This is a genomic window from Hymenobacter sp. BT188, from assembly GCF_014333585.1.
GTDB lineage: Bacteria > Bacteroidota > Bacteroidia > Cytophagales > Hymenobacteraceae > Hymenobacter.
The window spans coordinates 1-20,313 of record NZ_JACSCW010000002.1; the positions used below are offsets into that span (position 1 = coordinate 1).

At 55.8% G+C, this 20,313-nt stretch carries 20 protein-coding genes; 9 read left to right on the forward strand and 11 right to left on the reverse strand.

Annotated features, from left to right (window positions below):
• Window positions 1-15 precede the first annotated feature (15 nt).
• Together H8B13_RS04025 and H8B13_RS04030 are read right to left on the reverse strand one after the other, a co-directional pair.
• Window positions 16-381, reverse strand: coding sequence for a hypothetical protein (locus tag H8B13_RS04025; RefSeq protein ID WP_187309574.1), 366 nt, complete (start codon window positions 379-381; stop codon window positions 16-18).
• Between the two features lie 137 nt (window positions 382-518).
• Window positions 519-1,349 carry a WG repeat-containing protein gene (locus tag H8B13_RS04030; protein ID WP_187309575.1) on the reverse strand — a complete coding sequence of 277 codons (831 nt, stop codon included), beginning with the start codon at window positions 1,347-1,349 and terminating at the stop codon, window positions 519-521.
• Between the two features lie 99 nt (window positions 1,350-1,448).
• On the opposite strand from H8B13_RS04030, the gene H8B13_RS04035 reads away from it, so the two are divergent.
• Both H8B13_RS04035 and H8B13_RS04040 read left to right on the forward strand, forming a co-directional pair.
• Window positions 1,449-2,768: an amidohydrolase gene (locus tag H8B13_RS04035; protein WP_187309576.1), complete on the forward strand. Its 1,320-nt coding sequence runs from the start codon at window positions 1,449-1,451 to the stop codon at window positions 2,766-2,768.
• Window positions 2,769-2,930: 162 nt separating this feature from the next.
• A complete protein-coding gene (locus H8B13_RS04040; protein WP_187309577.1) occupies window positions 2,931-3,803 on the forward strand; it encodes a RimK family alpha-L-glutamate ligase in 873 nt (290 codons plus the stop codon).
• 89 nt (window positions 3,804-3,892) lie between these two features.
• Here the strand turns inward: H8B13_RS04040 and H8B13_RS04045 are convergent, their stop codons facing one another.
• Window positions 3,893-4,690 carry an SDR family oxidoreductase gene (locus tag H8B13_RS04045; protein ID WP_187309578.1) on the reverse strand — a complete coding sequence of 266 codons (798 nt, stop codon included), beginning with the start codon at window positions 4,688-4,690 and terminating at the stop codon, window positions 3,893-3,895.
• Window positions 4,691-4,961: 271 nt separating this feature from the next.
• On the opposite strand from H8B13_RS04045, the gene H8B13_RS04050 reads away from it, so the two are divergent.
• Window positions 4,962-7,430: a M4 family metallopeptidase gene (locus tag H8B13_RS04050; protein WP_187309579.1), complete on the forward strand. Its 2,469-nt coding sequence runs from the start codon at window positions 4,962-4,964 to the stop codon at window positions 7,428-7,430.
• A 95-nt stretch (window positions 7,431-7,525) separates the two neighbouring features.
• Here the strand turns inward: H8B13_RS04050 and H8B13_RS04055 are convergent, their stop codons facing one another.
• Complete coding sequence (locus H8B13_RS04055; protein WP_187309580.1) at window positions 7,526-8,257, reverse strand: hypothetical protein; 732 nt, start codon at window positions 8,255-8,257, stop codon at window positions 7,526-7,528.
• A 79-nt stretch (window positions 8,258-8,336) separates the two neighbouring features.
• Window positions 8,337-9,062, reverse strand: coding sequence for a tetratricopeptide repeat protein (locus H8B13_RS04060; protein ID WP_187309581.1), 726 nt, complete (start codon window positions 9,060-9,062; stop codon window positions 8,337-8,339).
• Window positions 9,063-9,351: 289 nt separating this feature from the next.
• On the opposite strand from H8B13_RS04060, the gene H8B13_RS04065 reads away from it, so the two are divergent.
• On the forward strand, window positions 9,352-10,239 hold the full coding sequence (locus H8B13_RS04065; RefSeq protein ID WP_187309582.1) for an alpha/beta hydrolase: 888 nt from the start codon (window positions 9,352-9,354) through the stop codon (window positions 10,237-10,239).
• A 154-nt stretch (window positions 10,240-10,393) separates the two neighbouring features.
• Entirely contained in the window at window positions 10,394-11,113 is a 720-nt protein-coding gene (locus H8B13_RS04070) for a hypothetical protein (protein ID WP_187309583.1), read from the forward strand.
• A 25-nt stretch (window positions 11,114-11,138) separates the two neighbouring features.
• Here the strand turns inward: H8B13_RS04070 and H8B13_RS04075 are convergent, their stop codons facing one another.
• Both H8B13_RS04075 and H8B13_RS04080 read right to left on the reverse strand, forming a co-directional pair.
• A complete protein-coding gene (locus H8B13_RS04075) occupies window positions 11,139-12,362 on the reverse strand; it encodes an amine oxidase (protein ID WP_187309584.1) in 1,224 nt (407 codons plus the stop codon).
• A 58-nt stretch (window positions 12,363-12,420) separates the two neighbouring features.
• Window positions 12,421-12,657: a hypothetical protein gene (locus H8B13_RS04080; RefSeq protein ID WP_187310331.1), complete on the reverse strand. Its 237-nt coding sequence runs from the start codon at window positions 12,655-12,657 to the stop codon at window positions 12,421-12,423.
• A 247-nt stretch (window positions 12,658-12,904) separates the two neighbouring features.
• On the opposite strand from H8B13_RS04080, the gene H8B13_RS04085 reads away from it, so the two are divergent.
• Entirely contained in the window at window positions 12,905-14,263 is a 1,359-nt protein-coding gene (locus H8B13_RS04085; protein ID WP_187309585.1) for an APC family permease, read from the forward strand.
• Window positions 14,264-14,308: 45 nt separating this feature from the next.
• Window positions 14,309-14,860, forward strand: a complete 552-nt coding sequence (locus tag H8B13_RS04090; RefSeq protein ID WP_187309586.1) for a hypothetical protein — start codon at window positions 14,309-14,311, stop codon at window positions 14,858-14,860.
• Window positions 14,861-14,928: 68 nt separating this feature from the next.
• Here the strand turns inward: H8B13_RS04090 and hemB are convergent, their stop codons facing one another.
• The 4 genes from hemB to H8B13_RS04110 all read right to left on the reverse strand — a co-directional run bounded on the left by hemB (window position 14,929) and on the right by H8B13_RS04110 (window position 19,574).
• Window positions 14,929-15,921: a porphobilinogen synthase gene (hemB, locus tag H8B13_RS04095; protein WP_187309587.1), complete on the reverse strand. Its 993-nt coding sequence runs from the start codon at window positions 15,919-15,921 to the stop codon at window positions 14,929-14,931.
• Between the two features lie 117 nt (window positions 15,922-16,038).
• Complete coding sequence (locus tag H8B13_RS04100) at window positions 16,039-16,320, reverse strand: hypothetical protein (RefSeq protein ID WP_187309588.1); 282 nt, start codon at window positions 16,318-16,320, stop codon at window positions 16,039-16,041.
• Between the two features lie 321 nt (window positions 16,321-16,641).
• Complete coding sequence (gene rocD / locus H8B13_RS04105) at window positions 16,642-17,886, reverse strand: ornithine--oxo-acid transaminase (protein ID WP_187309589.1); 1,245 nt, start codon at window positions 17,884-17,886, stop codon at window positions 16,642-16,644.
• 200 nt (window positions 17,887-18,086) lie between these two features.
• A complete protein-coding gene (locus H8B13_RS04110) occupies window positions 18,087-19,574 on the reverse strand; it encodes a DUF6056 family protein (RefSeq protein WP_187309590.1) in 1,488 nt (495 codons plus the stop codon).
• A 129-nt stretch (window positions 19,575-19,703) separates the two neighbouring features.
• On the opposite strand from H8B13_RS04110, the gene H8B13_RS04115 reads away from it, so the two are divergent.
• A complete protein-coding gene (locus H8B13_RS04115; RefSeq protein ID WP_187309591.1) occupies window positions 19,704-19,886 on the forward strand; it encodes a DUF5522 domain-containing protein in 183 nt (60 codons plus the stop codon).
• Between the two features lie 96 nt (window positions 19,887-19,982).
• Complete coding sequence (rpmB, locus tag H8B13_RS04120) at window positions 19,983-20,222, forward strand: 50S ribosomal protein L28 (RefSeq protein ID WP_133271380.1); 240 nt, start codon at window positions 19,983-19,985, stop codon at window positions 20,220-20,222.
• The last annotated feature ends 91 nt before the right edge of the window (window positions 20,223-20,313 follow it).

Sequence of the window (20,313 nt, forward strand, 5' to 3'; positions counted from 1 at the left end):
ATCGGGCGTGCCGTATCAAGCTGATTTTACCTCTAAACTTGCCTTGAATGCTTGACTTTTAACACAGTTCATGTAAACACGTGTTTTACTCACTGGCTTGTGCGGATAGCGAGCAGTCATTTGCGCCCATCTGGTAGCTGGTTTCAGCAAATGGTAAATGCCGAAACACATGGCAAGCCAAAGAGTGATGACGCCAGTCACCCCGAGGTCAATGCCTAGAAGGTACTCGACCACATCAGTGAGCATCATGAGTGGAAAAAGTAACAGGGTATTAACCGCAGTGAAGCTTCCTTCCGAAGCCCGTTCGTCGCTCAGGCCCGGTTTGAGGATTCTACTGTAGTGGAACATAAGCGAGAAGAGCCACTGCAAAGGATGTGTCATGCTTGCTTATGTTATAGGATGGATTGCCAATTGCTCCACTGGCTTACGCCACACTGGAATCCCATATTTGTCGCGCCCGCTTGATGTTGCACCGCAGTCACTCGGCACAGCCGAGCGACTGCACTGGCGTAAAGATTTCACTCTTTAAAAAATTCCCAGCCCCGTGTGTCAATATACCCCGCTTGCCTGCTCTCCGTCAGCACCCGTGCAGTACCGCCCACGAAGGGCTGGGCCTCTCGGTACTGAGGCTTCACCAGCAGCTTGCCGTCGGCGTCGAGGTAGCCGAAGCGGCCGGCTTGCTCGATGATGGGGAAAGCGTAGCCGTTGGCGGGCGTGGCCCGGATGGCGTCGTATTCCAGGGGCAACACCAGCTTGCCTTTCTGGTTGATGACGCCCCATTTTGCCCCCCGGCGCACGAACAGCAGCCCGTGGTAGCTGTCCCGGATTTCGTCGTACTCGGCGGGTACTACGGCGTGGCCCACGCTGAAGCGGAAGCCGACTTTGCCGTTTTTGCGCACTAAGTCGCCTTGCTCCATGAAGTCAGTTTCGGGGGCTGATTCGGTGGAGTCGGGAGTAGCGGTGAGGCGGTTGCCGGTGCGGTCTATCTGGTAGGTTTCGCCGTGCAGCTCCACGGTGGCGCGGCCGCGCTGGAAATTGGCGGCGCGGGTGAAGTGTAGGGGCGTGAGGGCGGTGCCATCGGGGGTGATATAGCCGAAATTTGCCCCCCGGCGCACCCAGGCAATATCTTCCACGAAAGGGCCGGCATCGTCGTAGCGCAGGGGCAGCACGAGGCGGCGCTGCTGGTCGGCGTAGCCCCAGAGGCTGGCGCGGCGGAAGGGCACGAGGCGGCTGGGGGGCATTTGGGCCAGCGCTGGCCACAGCAAAAGCTGCACAGCTAACAGCAGCAAGCCACGCCGCCCTACTTTGCAGGTTGGTAGCAGAAGCCGGGAGACGAAGTTGTAAGGCATCAGCCCCCTGGAGATAAGCGCGCTACGGCCACCGTATTTTCGTCGTATTCCGCCTGCATTGTACCTTGTGTACTCATTCATTCGCCAACACCACTCCTTATGAAATCCATTTACTCGGCCTTACTGGCAACAGTGCTGCTTACTGGCCTTGGAACCGTGCCTGCTTCAGCTCAAAATTCCGGCCTAAATGCCCGTATTGCCAAACTAGCCCAGCAGCAGGAAGCGAAAGTCATTGCCTGGCGCCGCGACTTCCACGAACACCCGGAGCTGGGCAACCAGGAGAAGCGCACGGCCGAGATAGTAGCGGCTCACCTCAAAAAGCTGGGCCTAGAAGTGCAAACCGGCGTGGCCCGCACCGGCGTAGTGGGGATTCTGAAAGGCGGTAAGCCTGGCCCCGTGGTGGCGCTGCGCGCCGACATGGACGCGCTGCCCGTGACCGAAAACAACGAATTAACCTTTCGCTCGAAGGCCACCACCACCTACAATGGCCAGCAGGTGGGCGTGATGCACGCCTGCGGCCACGACTCGCACGTGGCCATGCTCATGGGCGCGGCCGAGGTGTTGAGCCAAGTTAAAAAAGACCTGCCCGGCACCGTGAAGTTCATTTTTCAGCCTGCTGAGGAAGGTTCTCTGCCCGGTGAGGAAGGCGGTGCCAAGCTTATGGTGAAGGAAGGCGTGCTGGATAATCCGAAAGTGGATGCCATTTTCGGTGTGCACGTCAATGCCCAGACGGAAGTAGGTACGCTCAAGTATCGGCCCACCGGCACCATGGCTAGCTCCGATGTTTTTACAATTAAGGTAAAAGGCAAATCGGCCCACGGCGCTTATCCGTGGCTGAGCGTGGACCCGGTAGTGGCTAGCGCCCAGATTATTATGGGTTTGCAAACTATTATCAGTCGCCAGACGGAACTGACTGAGGATGCAGCCGTTATTACGGTGGGCATGGTGCACGGAGGCGTGCGCAACAACATCATCCCGGAGCAAGTGGAGCTGACGGGTACCATCCGGACGCTGAGCAAGGAAATGCAAACCAAGATATGGGCTGACATTCGCCGCACGGCCACCAACATAGCCGAAAGCGCCGGCGCCACGGCTGAAGTTGACATTGTGAACTATGCCCCTGTAACGTACAATGACCCACGCCTCACCGAACGCATGCTGCCTACGCTGCGCACGGCGGCCGGCGCCGCTGATAAGGTAGTGCTGCAAAAGGCCGTAACCGGAGCCGAAGACTTTGCTTATTTCCAGGAGAAAGTACCCGGCGTATTTGTGTTTGTAGGCGCCATGAGCAAAGGCACCGACCCGGCCACCACCGCGCCCCACCACACGCCCGGCTTCCGCCTGGATGAAAGCGGCTTCACCCTGGGAGTCAAGACGCTGGCTATGCTGGCCGCCGATTATTTGACAATGAAGAAGTAAATCCTTTCTACTTCGTGTTACCAGACGGTCATGCAGAGCGGAGCGAAGCATCTCGCGTGCTGATGGCAGATTACTAATCTCACTAAACACGCGAGATGCTTCGCTGCCGCTCTGCATGACAGACGTGGGTTTGCATAACATCCAAACAAAAAATATAACACAGTGAATATTGCTTTAGTAACCTACGAGCCCGTAGGCAAATACACAGGGGCGGGCGTGGAGCAGGAAGATGCTCTGCTCACCAATCAATTGGAAAGCGGCGGCCACCGCGTGACGGCCGAAATCTGGAGTGACCCGGCTGTGGACTGGCGCAGCTATGAGGTGGTCGTGCTGAAGTCGCCCTGGGACTATTTCGACCGCATCGCCGAGTTTTACGCCTGGCTCGATACCTTGGAGCGCCTCGCGGTGCGCGTGCTCAATCCCGTGGCTACGGTGCGCTGGAATTCTGATAAAAAGTATCTATTGGACATGCAGGCCGCCGGCGTGCGCATTGTGCCCACGCACTGGTTGCCGCGCGGCTCGCGCTTCGTGCCCGAAACGTTATTTGCGGAGCTGCAAACGGAGCAACTGATTGTGAAGCCAGCAGTGAGTGGCGGCGCCAAAAACACGTTTTCACTGCGACCCGTCGAAGCTGCTACCCGCACTTCGGAGCTGGATACGCTGTTGGCCGAGGAGGATTTTCTGGCCCAACCTTTTCTACCGCAGATTCAAACTGAGGGCGAATGGTCTTTTATTTATCTGGGGGGCAAATTCAGCCATTGCGTGCTCAAAACGCCAAAGCTGGGCGACTTCCGGGTGCAGCACTACCTTGGCGGAGGCGTAGAGCCACGCCCAGCGCCGGCCCACCTGCTCCGCACCGCCGACGATATTGTGGCTCGATTTGCCCAGGACTGCCTCTATGCCCGCGTGGATGGGGTAGAGGTAGAGGGCGACTTTCTGCTCATGGAATTGGAGCTGATTGAGCCCTTCCTATACTTACACGCCGACAAAAAAGCCCCCCAGCGCTACGAAGAAGCCTTGCGCTCGCTTGTATAGCTGAGAGGCTTCTAAAAGAAGTAACAAGAACGGCCGGGTTGGTAGTTGCGTAACTACCAACCCGGCCGTTCTTGTTATTAAAAGCAGTTTTAAAAGCTAAAGCCATTCACTGCAAAGCCACCATCTATGCTCAGGCATTGACCGGTGACATAGCTGGCAGCGGGCAAACACAGAAATGCCACGACAGCCCCTACTTCTTCCGGCTCGCCGATGCGCTTCATGGGGGTGCGAGCTAGTACTTGCTGCAAAAACTTGTCGTCGCTGAGTACCCCGGCCACTAACGGCGTATGGATATACCATGGGGCAATAGCATTTACGCGGATCCCATCAGCGGCCCATTCTACCGCCAGGTTACGGGTAAGCTGGAGAATGGCCGCTTTGGTCATGCCATAGATAGAGCCGGTGCGCACATGCATCAGCCCCGCCACCGACGATACATTCACGATACTGGCCTTGCCAGCAGCTTGCAGCAGCGGAAAAGCTCCCTGACACATTCCAAACACCGATTCGAGGTTGGTAGCCATGATGTGCTGGTATTCTTCGGGGGTATACTCGGCCGTGCGCTTGCGGATGTTCGTGCCCACATTATTAACCAGAATATGCAGTTGGGACCACCGCTGGCCTACTTCCGCCAAGAGCGCCGCCCGCCCGCTCGCTGTGCTTACGTCGGCGGGTATGGCGTGCGCGTCGAGGCCACGAGATTGCCATTCAGCTACTTGCGTGTTCAAATCATCGGGGTTGCGGGCTACGGCTACCACCGTAGCGCCAAAGCTCAGCAACTCTTCGGCCGCAGCCGCGCCGATGCCTTTGGAAGCGCCCGTGACAAGGGCAACCTGGCCAGTCAGCCGCCAGCGGTTAGTGAAAGTAGAAGGATTGGAAGCGTTCATTTCAATTATAGCAAGATTATAGGAGGGAAACCGAATGGATTAGAAGTCACAAATGGGCGATTCTTTAGGCTGAATGTAAGCAGTAATAGTTCTTGGATGGCCTCGAAAAGGGTTTTTTAGCCGTAAAAATCACCTTTCATTCTCTATATAGTCGCGTCACATTTCGGAGGCTATTGGGTGGTAAAGAAGTCGGCAGAATCGTAATTTGAGGCATAAGCCGATTGCAGTCGGCTGTACTCCGTTCCCTTTTCCATCACCAAACTCCTTTTAAATGGTTAATAAATACTCTGTTGCCGCCCTGCTATTGCTGGGGGGCATTTCTTCCGCTTACGCACAAGGTCAGGATTTGACTCGCGTGACGCACAAGGAAGTAGGCGAAAAAGGCATGCCTACACTTATCCAGTTTCGGCTGGAGGGCAAATCGTACCAGATGAGCGAAGCCCGTAAGGCCCTGTCTGAACAACTCGAATTGACGGCCGACGACCAGTTTCAGAGCGCCAAAATCGAAACTGATCCGATGGGTTTTGTGCACGAAAAGTTCGAGCAATACTACAAAGGTATCAGAGTTGAGCATGGCGAATACACCGTACACGCCCGCCAGGGCACGGTAGAAAGCATGAGCGGCAGCTTTGAGCGGGTGCAGAATGTGAAGACAGCACCCGCGTTGAATGAGAACGCCGCTCTGCAACGGGCGCTCCGCTTTGTGGGGGGCAAAAAGTATATGTGGGAAGATGCTGGCGAGGAGGCTACGCTGAAAGAGCACGAAAATAACCCGCGCGCCAGCTACAAGCCGGAGGGCGAGTTAGTTATTGTAGCCAACACGCAGGCTGAGCCGGGAAGCCCAGAATTTGAGCAGCCTACGCTGGCTTGGAAGTTTAATATCTATTCCCAGCAGCCGGTAAGCCGGGCTTACATCTATGTTGACGCTGAAACGGGCGACATTGTAGCCAAAGACGCCATTATCAAGCACGCGGCAGCCACGGGCACGTTTGCTACGCGCTACAGCGGTACCAAAACTGGCGCTACAGAAAGCATCAACGGCAGCTACCGCCTGCGCGAGCTGACCCGCGGCTCGGGCATTGAGACGTATAACTGCCGCAAGGGCAACAGCTACACCACCGCCGTCGACTTTACCGATGCCGATAACAGCTGGACCGAGTACAACAACGCCAATCTCGACAACGCGGCCCTCGATGCGCACTACGGCGCCCAAAGCACGTACGACTACTTCAAGAACATTCACGCCCGCAACAGCTACAACAATGCGGGCGCCAAAATTAAGAGCTACGTTCACTTCGACGATACGCCCGGCGACGGCAAAGGCTACGAGAATGCCTACTGGAATGGCTCGGTAATGACCTACGGCGACGGCTACACCCGCTTCGACCCGTTGACATCGCTCGACGTTGCGGCTCACGAAATCGGTCACGCCGTGTGTTCCAGCACTGCCAACCTCACGTATTCGTACGAGTCGGGTGCGCTGAACGAGGGCTTCTCCGACATCTGGGGAGCAGCCGTAGAGTATTACAAAGACCCTAACAAAGCGACCTGGCTCATCGGGGAGGACATCGACAAAGTGCGGCCTTCACTGCGCTCGATGAGTAATCCAAACGCCGAAAGTCAGCCCGATACTTATAAAGGCACTTATTGGTACGCCGGCAGCGGCGACAACGGCGGCGTACACACCAATAGCGGCGTGCTCAACCACTGGTTTTATCGCTTGGCCGTGGGCGGCAGCGGCACCAATGACATCGGCAGCAGCTTCAGCGTAACGGGGATCGGTATTGATGCGGCGGCCAAAATTGCCTATCGTACCGAGAGTGTATACCTCACGGCGTCAAGCAACTACGCGGCGGCTCGCACTTACTCTATTCAGTCGGCTACCGACTTGTATGGTGCCGGCTCGGCTCAGGTAATTGCAACTACTAATGCGTGGTATGCAGTGGGCGTAGGCGCGGCATACAGCGGCGGCACTACTCCACCACCCACGACCGGCGTAACGTATTGCGCTTCTAATGGCACGAACAACGCATACGAGTGGATTGACTTGGTAAACCTGGGCACTATCAACCGCACTTCCGCAAAGGAAACCGGTGGCTATTACAATGGTACGGCCCTGAGCACCAGCGTAGCAGCGGGATCGTCGCAAACCATCCGCTTTAGCGCAGGTTTCGCTTCTACGACGTACACCGAATACTGGAAAGTGTACATCGACTGGAACAAGGACGGTGACTTTGTGGATGCCGGCGAAACAGTAGTGAGTGGTACTTCCGCCAGCGCGGCTACTCTCAGCGCTACCTTCACGGTGCCCACCACGGCCAGAAGCGGCAGCACTCGCATGCGGATTTCGCTGAGCGACGCGGCTCAAACCAGCTGCAGCAGCTTTACTTACGGCGAAGTGGAAGACTACACCATCAACGTGACGGGCGGCGCCGCCCTCACCAGCAACGTAGTGGCCGTAAGTAATACGAGCAACAGCGCCACGCTGGGCAGCGATAATCTAGTAGGTGCTGAGGTAGGGATCTACCCGAACCCGGCTACCGATGTGCTGCGCGTAACTTTGCCAAACAACGCCTCGGCCGTATCGGTGCAGGTAGCAGATATGCAGGGCCGGAGCATCAAAGGCACTCAGCTTACGAGCAACGGTGAGCTGAACGTGACGCAACTAGCCAAAGGCATGTACATGCTTAGCGTCAGCGACGGGCAGAAGACCTTCCGCCAGCGTTTCGTGAAGCAGTAAGCTTTCAGATAGGGCATAAAAAGCCCCCCAGAACTACAAAAGGCCCGTCGTGCGACGGGCCTTTTGTAGTTCTGGGGGGCTTTTTAAAAGCAAGCCTAATGGATGGAGTATTCGATCTTCAGTTCCACGGTGCCATAGCCATCGTTCTTCTTGGTGTTGCCGCGTAAGCTTACATCGTCAAGCTTATCGGTGCTGGTGAAGTTGTAAACCGCCTCGGCCGTTGCGCTGAAGTCGCGGGAAAGGCGGAACGTAAGACCGCCGCCCACAGGCGCAATCACGGCTACGTTGGGGTAGCCAGTGCTTTCGGGTGCCAGATACACCTGGTTGTTCACGGGCCGGCCGCTGCCAATGTAGGTCTTCGGATGATACATCGCCAACCCTACACCTGCTTTTATATACGGCTTAAGAATAGCCGCCGGGCCGCGGGGCGAAGCAAACTGGGACTCATCGCCGAACAACTCATAACGCAAAAAGGTGGTCAGCGCCCCATTGCGGCCCCGAAAAGCCAGATTACGCTCGGGCAGCTGGTCGGTGGCCCCTAGCTGAAAGTACGATACCTCGCCTCCGACTTGCAGGCGCGGGCGCAGCAGATACAGACCACCCAAGCTGATAATGGGCCCCGGCAGGTTTTGCGACCATTTACCCAAATCGCCGGTATACAGGGCGACGCCCCCGCCCACCGTCACGCGGAATGGACCACGATAATAGGGACGAGCTTGGTTGCTAAAATAGCGCTGGCGTTGGCCGGGCCCCTGAGCAGCGGCGGTGTAAGAAGAAGCTAAAGACCAGAACAGCAAAGAGCTGAGTAGAAGCAAACGAGATTTCACAGGCAAAGACTTAGTTGAAAGTAGCCGCCACTTACGCGGTTAACTACCAGTTCGTTGCCTAACGTCAGTGTCCGCTACTTTATTTGAACTTGCCCGTGGGGTCAGGCTGCTTAGCCAGCAGCTCGCCAATAAAGCCGAAGTCGAAGCTGGCCATATTCAGGCTTTGCCCTTTGTGAACCGCCTCCCAGGCCTTGGTATAGTCTTCCTGGAAATAATAGCCCCGCGCCATCTGCTGCCACGCCACCCCATTGTTTGGGTCAGCAGTAATGGCTTTTTGCAGGAATTCCATGCCGGTATTCAGGTCCTTTTTCTTTTTGGATTGCTCGTAGCGAATCAGGTAGCTGGCGCCTAAGTCGCTGAGCGTGTTGCCATCGACTGGATTAATTGCCAGGGCTTGCGTGAGCAGCTTAATCGACTCGTCAGGGGTTGGGTTGCGGCTGGCCACTACACCCAAGCCGCGGTAGGCATCGGCGTTTTTCTGGTCGAGCAGCCACGCCAGGTTGAAGCGGTACATAGCCGTGTCGGGCTGGTTTTCGCTTAAATACTCATAGCCTTTGGTGGAGAAAAACTTGCTGGCCTCGGCGCGCGAAGCAAAGTTGCGGTCGATATCGGCCAGAAAATTCGGCCCGACTACCTGCTCGGCCTGAGCCGTGCTGATGCCGCCAAACAACGGCAGCAGGCGATTGGCCTTGCTGATGGAAGCCGTGGCGGCCGAAGCTTTTTCCTTTTTGTTTTTGCGCTGTGCCAACGTAGGCGAGGCACCAAAAGCCAGCAGCAGCGCCGCCAGCACCAGAATATTTTTCATGCAACAGGTAGATAGAAGAACGCTTAAAATTGCCCCCAGCATCAAGCTGCCAGTTGGGCTTTCGTACAAATATAACGCCCTCAGCCCAAGGATAGTCTATGAATGCTGAGGTTGCTGACGGGGGCTGCGAACTGAGGTTGATACACGCTGGTTGAGTTACGTGACTGGCTGGGGGGCTTTTTTGGAGGCCCGGCGCGGGCCAGCAAACTAGTCGGCAACTCCACGAGTATATGCGGGCTGATCAGCAGGTAGTTCTGTTATAGAAGTTCCCGCTACATATTCCACTCCGATGTCTGTTCCCCGTTTGCTGGCGCTGCCGGCCCTGCTTGTGTTGCTGCTCTTGATAGTTGTCGCCAACGAGTACGCCGTGGCTCGTCCCAGCCGCCGCACCCAGGATATTGCCTACGTAGCTGCCACTGCTACTGACTTCAGCGCCGAGCGTCACCGCCTCGATGTGTATACCCCGCGGCGCAAAGCAGCGGCCAACCAGCCGGTAGTCGTCTTTATTCACGGCGGCAACTGGGACAGCGGCAGCAAGAATATTTACACCTTCATCGGGCGGCGGCTGGCCAAGCAGGGCGTAGTGGCCGTCATTATCAACTATCGGCTATCGCCCGAGGTGAAGGTGCCGGCTATGGCCGAAGACTGCGCCCGCGCCGTGCGCTGGACTCAGCAGCATATTGCCGAGTACGGCGGCGACCCTCAGCGTATTTTTCTCATGGGACACTCGGCCGGGGCAGGGCTGGCCGCGCTGCTTGCTACCGACAACCAGTACTTCTCCCGGCTGGGTCTACCTCAAAATCCCGTGCGCGGCGTCATTCTCGACGACCCCGCCGGCCTCGACATGTACGACTATTTACTCAAGAAGCAATATGCCGGCGACGAGCAGTACCTCACCGCCTTCGGCCGCGACCCCCAGGGCTGGAAAGCAGTATCGGCACTATATCACCTGACGGCGAGCAGCCCGCCCTTTCTCACGTTTGTGGGGGGCAAAACCTACCCTTCCATTGCGAGCAGCAGCCAGAAGTTTAGGAGCCGCCTGAAGGAGCTTGGCGTATCGCCTCAATTTACGGTGCTTCCTGGTAAACAGCACATTCCTATGGTGTTACAACTGTATTGGCAGCACAACGTAATTTATCGGCAGTTGCTGCCGTTTATAAGTAAACCCAACCGATAAATGACGTTAGATAAGAGCGCTGGTTAATGCTACGACTTAAAAAAAGCCATAAAAATTTTAGCTGGAAAGTAATTAAAAGTTAAGCAGTAACGTAAAGGGGTATTTCCAGATTTTTAAGATACTACAAGCCTCTTTATCGTTATAAATCAGGTAGATGAAAAATAAGGAACAGGTGCTTGTCTCATCTGGAGAGTTGAACCGGATGCGGATTTTGAGCCGCTACACGCTTCTGCGTACTCTACCTGAGAGCTTACTCGATGATTTAGTTTGTCTGACGGCCGCCTTATTCGATGTGCCGGTAGTGCTGGTATCATTCGCGGCGGCCGAAACGGAGGAGCAAGCGGCTACTTATGAGGCATTTGGCTGGGATGCCAGCGGAGAAGAAGACTTCGGCACCGTGGCCATACGACGGAGCGAAACCGCTTTACTCGAAGAAATGGCCCCCAAGCCTTTGGAGCTAGCCAACCCATTTGTTACCCGTGCCCTCAACTTCCGGTTTTATGCCGCCACCGCCCTCAAGGGCACCAACGGGCAAAACCTAGGAAACTTATGTGTGGTAGGCCGTCGGCCTCGCACGTTTTCGCCTACTGAGCGCGATGTGCTAAGCAACATGTCGGCCCTTATCATCCGCATCCTTGATCTGCGCCGCGTGATAGGCCGCGAGAGTGCCGCGCTTGCGAGCATGTGGAATGCTATTTACGACGCAAGCACCGATTCACTGCACCGCATTCTGGCCCTGACGGATCGGCTAAAGCAGCAGGAAGATCTGGAAACCATCACGGCCGTTATTCAGCGGAAGCTCATCTGTAAAGATGCCAATCTGATAGCGGGCATTGCTGATCAGCACATCAGCGGCTTATTGGAAAACCAATAGCTTAACTCAGGCAAACACCTGACAATTAGATGTTATAGGCCATTGTTGGCTGTGGTGGCTGAGCATAGGTAGCCGAAGCCAGCACCTCTGCAATATAGGCCTGTGCCCGCAGGAGCTCCTCCGCGTACGGCTCATAGAGTACTCGCTGGGGTGGCCCATCGGGCAGTAGCTCCGCATCCCAAAGGCCAGACTGGTGCCAGTTATCCTGAAAATCCCAGTCGGGCCGGTCGATGATAGGGTAGAGGCAAACGCCCCACAAAGGCACCCCCTGACGCAGAGCTATGGCGCACTCCCGAGCAATATGCTGCATCCAAAGTGGCCGATCGATGCCCGGATGACTGGTTTCGGTGAGTACAACAGGGCGCTGGTAGCGCTGGTGGGCCATTTTTAGCAGCGCACTTAGCGGCTTCCAGCGAGGGTCAAGCGGCGAATCGTTCCAGCCCAGCGTTTGGTGGGGCTCCAACTGCCACTGGTTGTCGTAGTAGAAATTAAAGCCTAGAATATCCAGAAAGTCGGGGGAGCCGCCCAACTCCGGACACAACCTGCCCGCCAGCATATCCACCGATTGAAACTGATTGATAGTGAACTCCTTGGTCCGGTTTCGCTCCGCGCGATTGGCATCTAAGCGGGGTACCACATTAATTAAGGGCTCCGTAGTCAGAATACGAATGCTTGGATCCATCTCGCGTAACGCCGCCGTGCCTTCGATGTAGGCCCGCATCAGGCCCCGCTTCACTTCCCAGCCCTGACCCACGCAATACGGAGACGTGCCACGCACATCGCCCCCCAGCCACGACATAAAGCTAACCTCGTTGATGGGCGTCACGATGAGTACGTCATCGGGGCGGTGGCTGCGGTAAAACTCCACAAAAGCGCGACACAGCGCCGCGAAGCGCCGGGCAAACATGGGGTGCAGAGGCGTCAAATCGTCGGGGTAGCCGAAGTGGCAAAGGTCCCACACCTGTTGCACGCCGTGGCGCTGCCCGGTAGCTAGCATCGAAGCCACCGTGCTCCAGTCATAGTGGTAAGGAGTGCGCTCTACCTGGCTCCACCGGATACCTTCCCGCACCGTGCGGATTCCGAATGGGCTCAGCGCCTGATAATCTTCATCCAGCTTTTGAAAGTGACCGGTAAGATGCAGGAAATCAACCCGATGACCGAAAGCGTTAAGCTGATCAGTACATTCATAGCCACCCATCCAGAACGACTGAAAAGGGTTCTGGGGGGCTTTTTTAAGGTCTTGGTACATAGGTGCCTAGTTGTTGGGACGAGGTAAGTGGGGGGATTTTTGCTGCCCTAGCCCCCACTTAAACTGATGCTTTGTGAGCAACGTCGGTAATAGATTTAGCCTCAATAAAAATACGTTTAAACTCAGGATGCTTTGCCTTAATGCTCTCCTGAAGCCGCATAACAACTTTTCTGCCTCCGCCGTTGCCGCTGTCAACCAAAAACTGAAGGCCTTCCGACATCATTGCCGAGCTAGCAGTGAAGTAGGCCGCCACGAATTTGGAGATGGCAGTTTTCGATTCGGCGTTGTTGCCCACAGGAAAGTAAAAGACAAAGAAGTTCACAGCTACGCAGACTAAGGCGCAGAGGTTGGTAAGAATAAGTGGGGCAGCGTTTATTGCAGCCAACACCTAGGCCGGCAGTAACCTGTCTGCTGGTTCAAAAAAAGCCCTCCAGATGCCTGAAACCGTGGTAAGCTCAACTATTGGCTGAACATTTAGCTTTTCTCCGACTTTTACAGCGCCGACTACCTTATCTCTGGTCCTGACTGCTCAATTCCAACCTATGCCTCAACTCGACTCAGCAAAGCCGCCTACTCTTCGCCGCGACTTAGGGCTGGTGCAAGCCACCGCCCTGAATATGATCGATATGGTGGGCATCGGGCCGTTTGTGGTGCTGCCGCTGGTCATGCACCTGATGGGGCCTTACTTCCTGCTGGCCTGGATGGTGGGCGCGGCTTTAGCAGTGGTCGATGGCATGGTGTGGGCCGAACTGGGCGCTGCTTACCCTGAGGCCGGGGGCAGCTACCGCTTTCTCAAGCTGGCTTATGGCGAGGCCAAGTGGGGCCGACTGATGTCGTTTTTGTATGTGTGGCAAACGCTGGTGCAGGCGCCGCTGGTGGTAGCGTCGGGGGCCATCGGCTTTGCCCAATACTTCGGCTATCTGGTACCCCTCACCGAATGGTGGCAGCCCAAACTGGTGAGCGGCACGGTGGTGCTGACGCTCATTGCGCTGCTCTACCGCCGCATCGATGACATTGGGCGGTTGGGCGTGCTGCTGTGGGTGGGCGTGCTGGGCCTCATGGGCTGGCTGATATTTGGGGGCATCACGCACTCAACCCATAACGTGGCCTGGCTGCCCGTGGGGGGCATTTCGGAACTGCCAGGCCTGTTGTTTTCGGTGGCGCTGGGGCAGGCGGCCGTCAAAACCATCTACAGCTACCTGGGCTACTACAACGTGTGCCATCTGGGGGGCGAAATTCACAATCCGGAGCGTGTTATTCCGCGCAGCATCTTTCTGAGTATCTTAGGAATAGCAGCTTTATACCTGCTTCTGAACTGGAGCGTGGGCACCGTTATTCCCTGGCAGCAGGCCCAGCACTCTGAGTTTATCGTGAGCACCTTCGTCGAAACAATTTATGGCAGCACCGCCGCCAAGCTGGCTACGGCTTTGGTGCTGTGGGTGGCGTTTGCGTCGCTGTTTGCCGTGCTGCTGGGCTACTCACGCATTCCGTATGCCGCCGCCGCCGATGGCGAGTTTCTACCGTTGTTTGCCAAAGTCCACCCAACCAAGCAGTTCCCGCACGTTTCCTTGCTGATACTAGGCGGCGTGGGCTTCGTGTTTAGCCTGTTGTTTCGGCTGGGTGAGGTCATTACAGCCATTCTGGCCATGCGTATTCTGATCCAATTTGTGGGACAAGGAGTGGGCCTGATGCTGCTTCGACGGCGCCGGGGCACGGCTCATCTGCCTTTCCGAATGCCGTTGTATCCCTTGCCGGTGTTGTTGGCCATAGCCGTTTGGTTGCTGATTTTCTGGAGCACCGGCCCGGCGTTTATGCTTTCGGGCATGACGGTGATTGGGGCGGGTGTGGTCGTGTTTTTGCTCTGGAGTCGGCGCTTAGGAAGGTGGCCGTTTGAGCAGTAAATAGCCTCGACTAAGCGTAGATAACCACGCCACGCTTTGCCGCACATGAAGCTTTTTATCCTGCTTTTTACTTTATCGTTAGCCGCCTCCGCCACATACGGGCAAGCACTCGCGCCCGACCGATTGCTATGGAGTTCCACCCGCCGCCTCCAAGCCTCCGACTTTCATATCATTGCCAAGCCTGGTACCGGTGGTCAGGCTCAATACCAGTACGATTACAATGGTCATCCTACCCAGTTTATGGGAAAGCGAGGCAATAATCAGCTAGTTCGAAATATGCTGCTATGCTCGGCCTCCAGCATTGACTCGACTGGTAACGTGGCTGATTTTCTGCGTTTTGAACAAACTTTGTTCGATATTCAGGAGGTGTATATCCGGCGGTTGCGTCAGACAGTTCGGGCTAACGCGTTTCGTTCGCTCATGGTCGGCAACCAAAAGCTGAAAGCCGAGGAAGATAAATTGACCGTTGAAGCCGCCAAGCGCCGAATTGCCTATAGTGAGGAAACCAACTACGGCACCTTGCCGGACAAGCAGATGGAATGGGAAGCCATTATCCAAACAGAGTTGTCTGCTTTAAGTGAGTTTAGCGCTGAATAAGTCTACATAACTCAACAAAAAAGCCCCCAGATACGATCTGGGGGCTTTTTTAAGTAGTTGAGGATGCGTTAGCCGCGCCGCAGCACCTGCGCTGCTTCCTTCGCGAAATAAGTCAGGATGGCGTCAGCGCCGGCGCGCTTGATGCTGAGCAGCACTTCCATCATGGTCCGCTCGCCGTCTACCCAGCCGTTCTGGGCCGCGGCTTTCACCATAGCGTACTCGCCCGATACGTTGTAGGCCGTGACGGGCAGGGTCGTGGCATTGCGCACTTCCCGGATAATGTCGAGGTAGCTCAGGGCGGGCTTAATCATCACCATATCGGCGCCTTCCTGCTCGTCGAGGGCCAACTCGCGCAGGGCTTCGCGCCGGTTGGCGGGATTCATCTGGTAGGTTTTCTTGTCGCCTTTTTTGGGGGCTGAGCCCAAAGCATCCCGGAACGGACCGTAAAAAGCCGAAGCGTATTTGGCCGTGTAGCTCATGATGCTCACATGCGCGAAAGCGTTGCGGTCGAGCACATCACGGATGAAGGCCACGCGGCCGTCCATCATATCCGATGGGCCGATGATGTCGGCGCCGGCGCGGGCCTGAGCCAAGGCCATTTGGCCGAGCACTTCCAGGGAAGCATCGTTCAGAATCTCACCACTTTCGGCATCTACAACGCCATCGTGGCCATCGGAGCTGTAGGGGTCCATGGCCACGTCGGTCATGAGGACAACCTCGGGGAAGTGACGCTTTATTTCCGATACCGTGCGCAGATAAAGGCCTTCGGGGTTGGCGCTTTCGCGGGCCAGGCGGTCCTTCAGTTCCACGTTGATCTGTGGAAACGGGGCAAACGATTTGATGCCAAGCTCTACACAAGCGCCGATTTCGTCGATGATGCGGTCGGCGGAGTACCGGAAAATGCCCGGCATGGACTTCACCTCCACCAGCTGATTCTGGCCTTCGGTGAGGAAAATGGGATAGATAAAATCGTGGGTGGTGAGGTTGGTTTCCTGCACCATATTGCGAATGACTTCAGACTTGCGGTTGCGTCGGGGGCGGTGCGTGGGGAGAAGCGCCATAGGTTGTATTTAGTAATAGGACGAGGTAGAACAACTCCCACAAAGGTAAGGTTGCGGTAGCGCCCGAATCCGTTTGGGCTTTCTTGTCGATGCAGTAAACTAAAGCTGATGCTTGGTTTAGAGATTGAAAAACTCCTGAAAGATTTCTGTCCAGGCATGTGGTCCGCCCATCCCTAAGATTAAAAAGTAATAACCCAGCAATACAATCAGCGCCCCAACGCCTATGCCCAGCCAGCCGCCTAGCAGCAAACCCGTTACCACACCGCCTACTACTAATATTCCACCCAGCACAAGGTTCAAGGCTTTTCGGTCAGTCGCAGTTTGATAAGCCAACGCAGCCGAGGGTTTTTTCTTGAACTGCACAATCGGCAGCGCCGTTTGCGCTAAACTCTTGGGCACGATTGATTTAGGCGTCAGGAGTTTAGTCTTGCTGGAAGCAGATGCTATAACTTTCAGCGGGTGCGACGCTCTAGTTTTACTAGCTGCTTTTGTCACGACAGAAGCACTGTCTGATAGTACAGTGACGTAGGCCGCGGGCTCTGTTTGCGTAGTGGGCGGTTGAAAGGTGAAAGCTGCTTTCCTGCTCCGGCAGCCGACAAATGGTAATAACAGAAAAGCCCCCCAGAGGTGCCAAAGTCTCAAACGCATGGGTCGAAGATGAAAAAATAAGCGGACTTCCCAGCCTTGAGAAGTCCGCTTACCGAGAGCCGAAAGAATGATTTAAAATGCCAGTATCACCGATTCGATGATGTCGCAGGCTTCGTGCAACTGCTCCTCAGTGATAACCAGCGGGGGGGCAAATCGGATGATGTCGCCGTGGGTGGGCTTGGCTAGCAGGCCGCGCTCCATCAGTGTCACGCACACATCCCAGGCGGTGCGGCCATCCTCGGTGGGCTTGATAATCACGGCGTTGAGCAGGCCTTTGCCGCGCACCAGCTCCACCACATCGGGGCGCTTTTGCTGCACCTGCCGCATCCGCTCCCGGAATATTTCGCCCAGCACACGCGCATTCTCGACCAGGTTTTCATCCCGGATTACATCCAGAGACGCCCGCATGACGGCGCAGGCCAGTGGGTTGCCGCCAAAAGTAGAGCCGTGCTGTCCCGGCTGAATCGTGAGCATTACCTCATCCTGCGCCAGCACCGCCGACACCGGCATGGCGCCGCCCGACAAGGCTTTACCCAGAATCAAGATATCGGCGTGCACACCTTCGGAATAGCTGGCCAGCCACTCCCCGGTGCGGCCTAAGCCGGTCTGAATTTCGTCGGCTATGAACAGGACATTATGGGCTTTGCACAATGCTTGCGCCTTCGCCAGATAGCCTTCGGACGGCACCATTACGCCGGCCTCGCCCTGAATAGGCTCCACCATGAAGGCGCACACTTGGTGATCCTTCACAGCTTCTTCCAGGGCTTCCAGATCGTCGTAAGGTACTACCTCGTAGCCGGGGTTGTAGGGGCCAAAGCCGCCGGTGCTGTCGGGGTCGGTGCTGAAGGAGATAATTCCGGTGGTGCGCCCGTGGAAGTTGTGCTCGGCCACGAGTATACGGGCCTGATTGGGCGCAATTCCCTTTTCCTGGTAGCCCCACTTGCGGGCCAGCTTCAGGGCCGTTTCAACCGCCTCGGCCCCGGAATTCATCAGCAGGGCTTTGTCGTAGTTGAACAGCTCGCACAGCTGCTTTTCAGCTAAGCCGAGCTGGTCATTGAAAAAAGCCCGGGAAGTAAGCGTCAGGCGCTGCGCCTGCTCTACCATTGCCCCGATAATGCGCGGGTGGCAATGGCCCTGATTTACAGCCGAGTAGGCCGACAAAAAGTCGAGATACTGCTTGCCCTCCACATCCCAGAGGTACACGCCCTCACCCCGGCTCAATACTACCGGCAGGGGATGATAGTTGTGGGCGCCGTAGCGGTCTTCAAGCGCCATAAACTCCTGACTGCGATGGGCGGTGGTGGGGGTGGTTTCCATAAGCGAAGCAGAATGGGGTGGTATAAGCGAGAATAATTTCCAGACTCGAAATTACGCAAAAACGCTGGGAAGGGTACTGGGGGGCTTTTTCTGGAAGCTGGACTGTTACAATGAGTGTAGCCAGCCACTCTCTGTATCTGAATGAATCGAATAGGGTCAGGTTATGCTCTCTATTGCAGGTCTTTACCCGATCAACTAGTTTAATAGTAATGAAAGTCGGGGTGAGCTTGGGGCAATAATGTTTTATCGATAACAATGCTCTTTACATCAAAATACAGGGCGGTTTCTGAGTTGATGTAATGGCCAGGGTCGGTGGTCAATTCCCACTCCGTAATCAGCACCCGATATGGCTTAACCCCAGTAATGGGCTTCAGCACAACGTGTTCTATGCCTTTTGGCCACGCTGCCCGTAGCTGCGCCTCCCGAGCCAGAAGCTGCTGGTCGTAGGAAGCTGCGCTGAATAGTAGCTCCTGCCAGGCCCGACGCGGGATGCCTATCCAGCTAAACAAGCTGATGTATACCACTGGTCCCCAGCGTAATAACCAGTTGGGTAATTGCCAGGATACCGGACGAGCATGATAGGTCAGCCCGGCCCAAATGACTAGCAAACCAGCCGGAAACAGAAACAGCAGCAAGCCATTGATGGCACGGTCCGGCGGCATCTGCCTCATCACACCGATGAATAGAAGCATGCTCAGCCCGTAGCTGACCAGCATAAAAAAAGCCCCCCAATACCACGGCAGCCGGATAGCGTTGCTTAGCCAGCCCCGCCGTTGCCAGTAGTAAGCCGTGGGCAGCCAGAGCAGCATAGGTAGCAGCAGCTTAAAAGCCAAGCCGCGCCGCACAAGCAGACGAAACATGGCACTCGGAGTATCGGGTACCGCCGATAACAGCTGCCACACCATGCTTTCGCGGTTAGGATCTTTAGCGTACCCTTCAAACTGCATTCGGACATAGTTGCCAGGAGCTGCCACAGTGACTATGGCCACCACCAAAGTCAGCAGCAATAAGGCGCTCCACCACCGCGCTTGGGGCCATTGCCGCCGGTACCCGTTCACGGCTAACAGCAGCGTTAGGCCCAGCACCAAATGCAGCATGGTCATTTCATTGGCTGCCGTAGCAATAATGGCACAGATGGCGGCTGCCACTTGCCAGCCACGACGGCTCCACGCCTTGGTTGTCTGCCGGGCACGTTCGGAGGCAATGAGTACGAGCAGCAACGTGAGCCCGGCAATATGATAGACCACGGAGCCCGTAAACCAGTAGATTGCCGAATACGGGTCGGGAATCATATGCAGATAAAACAGCAAGAATATGGCCGCAGCCAGCGTCGCCTGCGTGCGGGGTATTTGCTGCTGACTAAGCGTGCGCAGACCTAGGTAAATAGTACTCAATGTGGCCAACAATGTGAAGGCAGGAGTCCAGCGAAACCCATCGGACCAACCATACACCAGTGGATTGGCTGCGGTAACAAGTAGCGAAGATGAGAACCGACCAGTCCAGCGCAGATACAGTTCAATCTGCTGGGCCCAGAGTCCGGTAGCGCGCACATTGGCGGCGTTGTAATAATCATCCATAAAGGGATGATTGTAGTAGCTCAAAAGCAGGAAAGGAAGTACCGCCACCACCGTTAGCAGTACAAGGACGAGCAATGGCAGGTGCGAAAAGGGCCGGGAAGGGATGGCCATACGTAGGCTTTGGTATTGCTTGAAGCTGGTAGTGCAGGCGAGATGCTTGGCGCAAAACTCGGCAATCAAAGCGGGAAAGATACAACAAGCGAACCGTCGTACTTTTGCCCCCCAGCTTGTCACTAGCTCATGCCCGCAGCCCCACAACCCCTACATCCCGGCGACTTCTATTTCACGCCTGAGGGCTATATGGTGTTCACCGAGCAGTACCATCTGCGGCGGGGCTATTGCTGCAAAAGTGGCTGCCGACACTGCCCGTGGAGCTTTGGCCGCGAGAAAAAAAAGCCCCCCAGCGGCTCCGTGGGCAGCTAACACGCTATTTTTCAGTGGGCCAGTTTGACGTTGTCGGACTTTTGCCGATATTTGCGTCCCTTTTTCCAGTACTGAAACCTCTAAGTTCCTGATATCATGGCCCGAGTTTGTGATCTAACCGGCAAGCGTACCCGCGTAGGCAACAACGTGTCGCACGCCAACAACAAGACGAAGCGCAAGTTTTACCCCAATTTGCAGAAGAAGCGCTTCTACATTCCCGAGGAAGATGCTTGGGTTACGTTGAAAGTAGCTACCAGCACTATCCGCACCATCAACAAGAATGGCATCATGGCCACCTTGAAGAAGGCGAAGGAAAAAGGCTTCATCGTTTACTAAAGTTTTTTCGGCAGTTTTAGGAGCCGGAAGACACGACGGGTGAACTACCCGGCCCAAACGCAACGTTTGGGCGCTATTCGTAGTCTTTCTT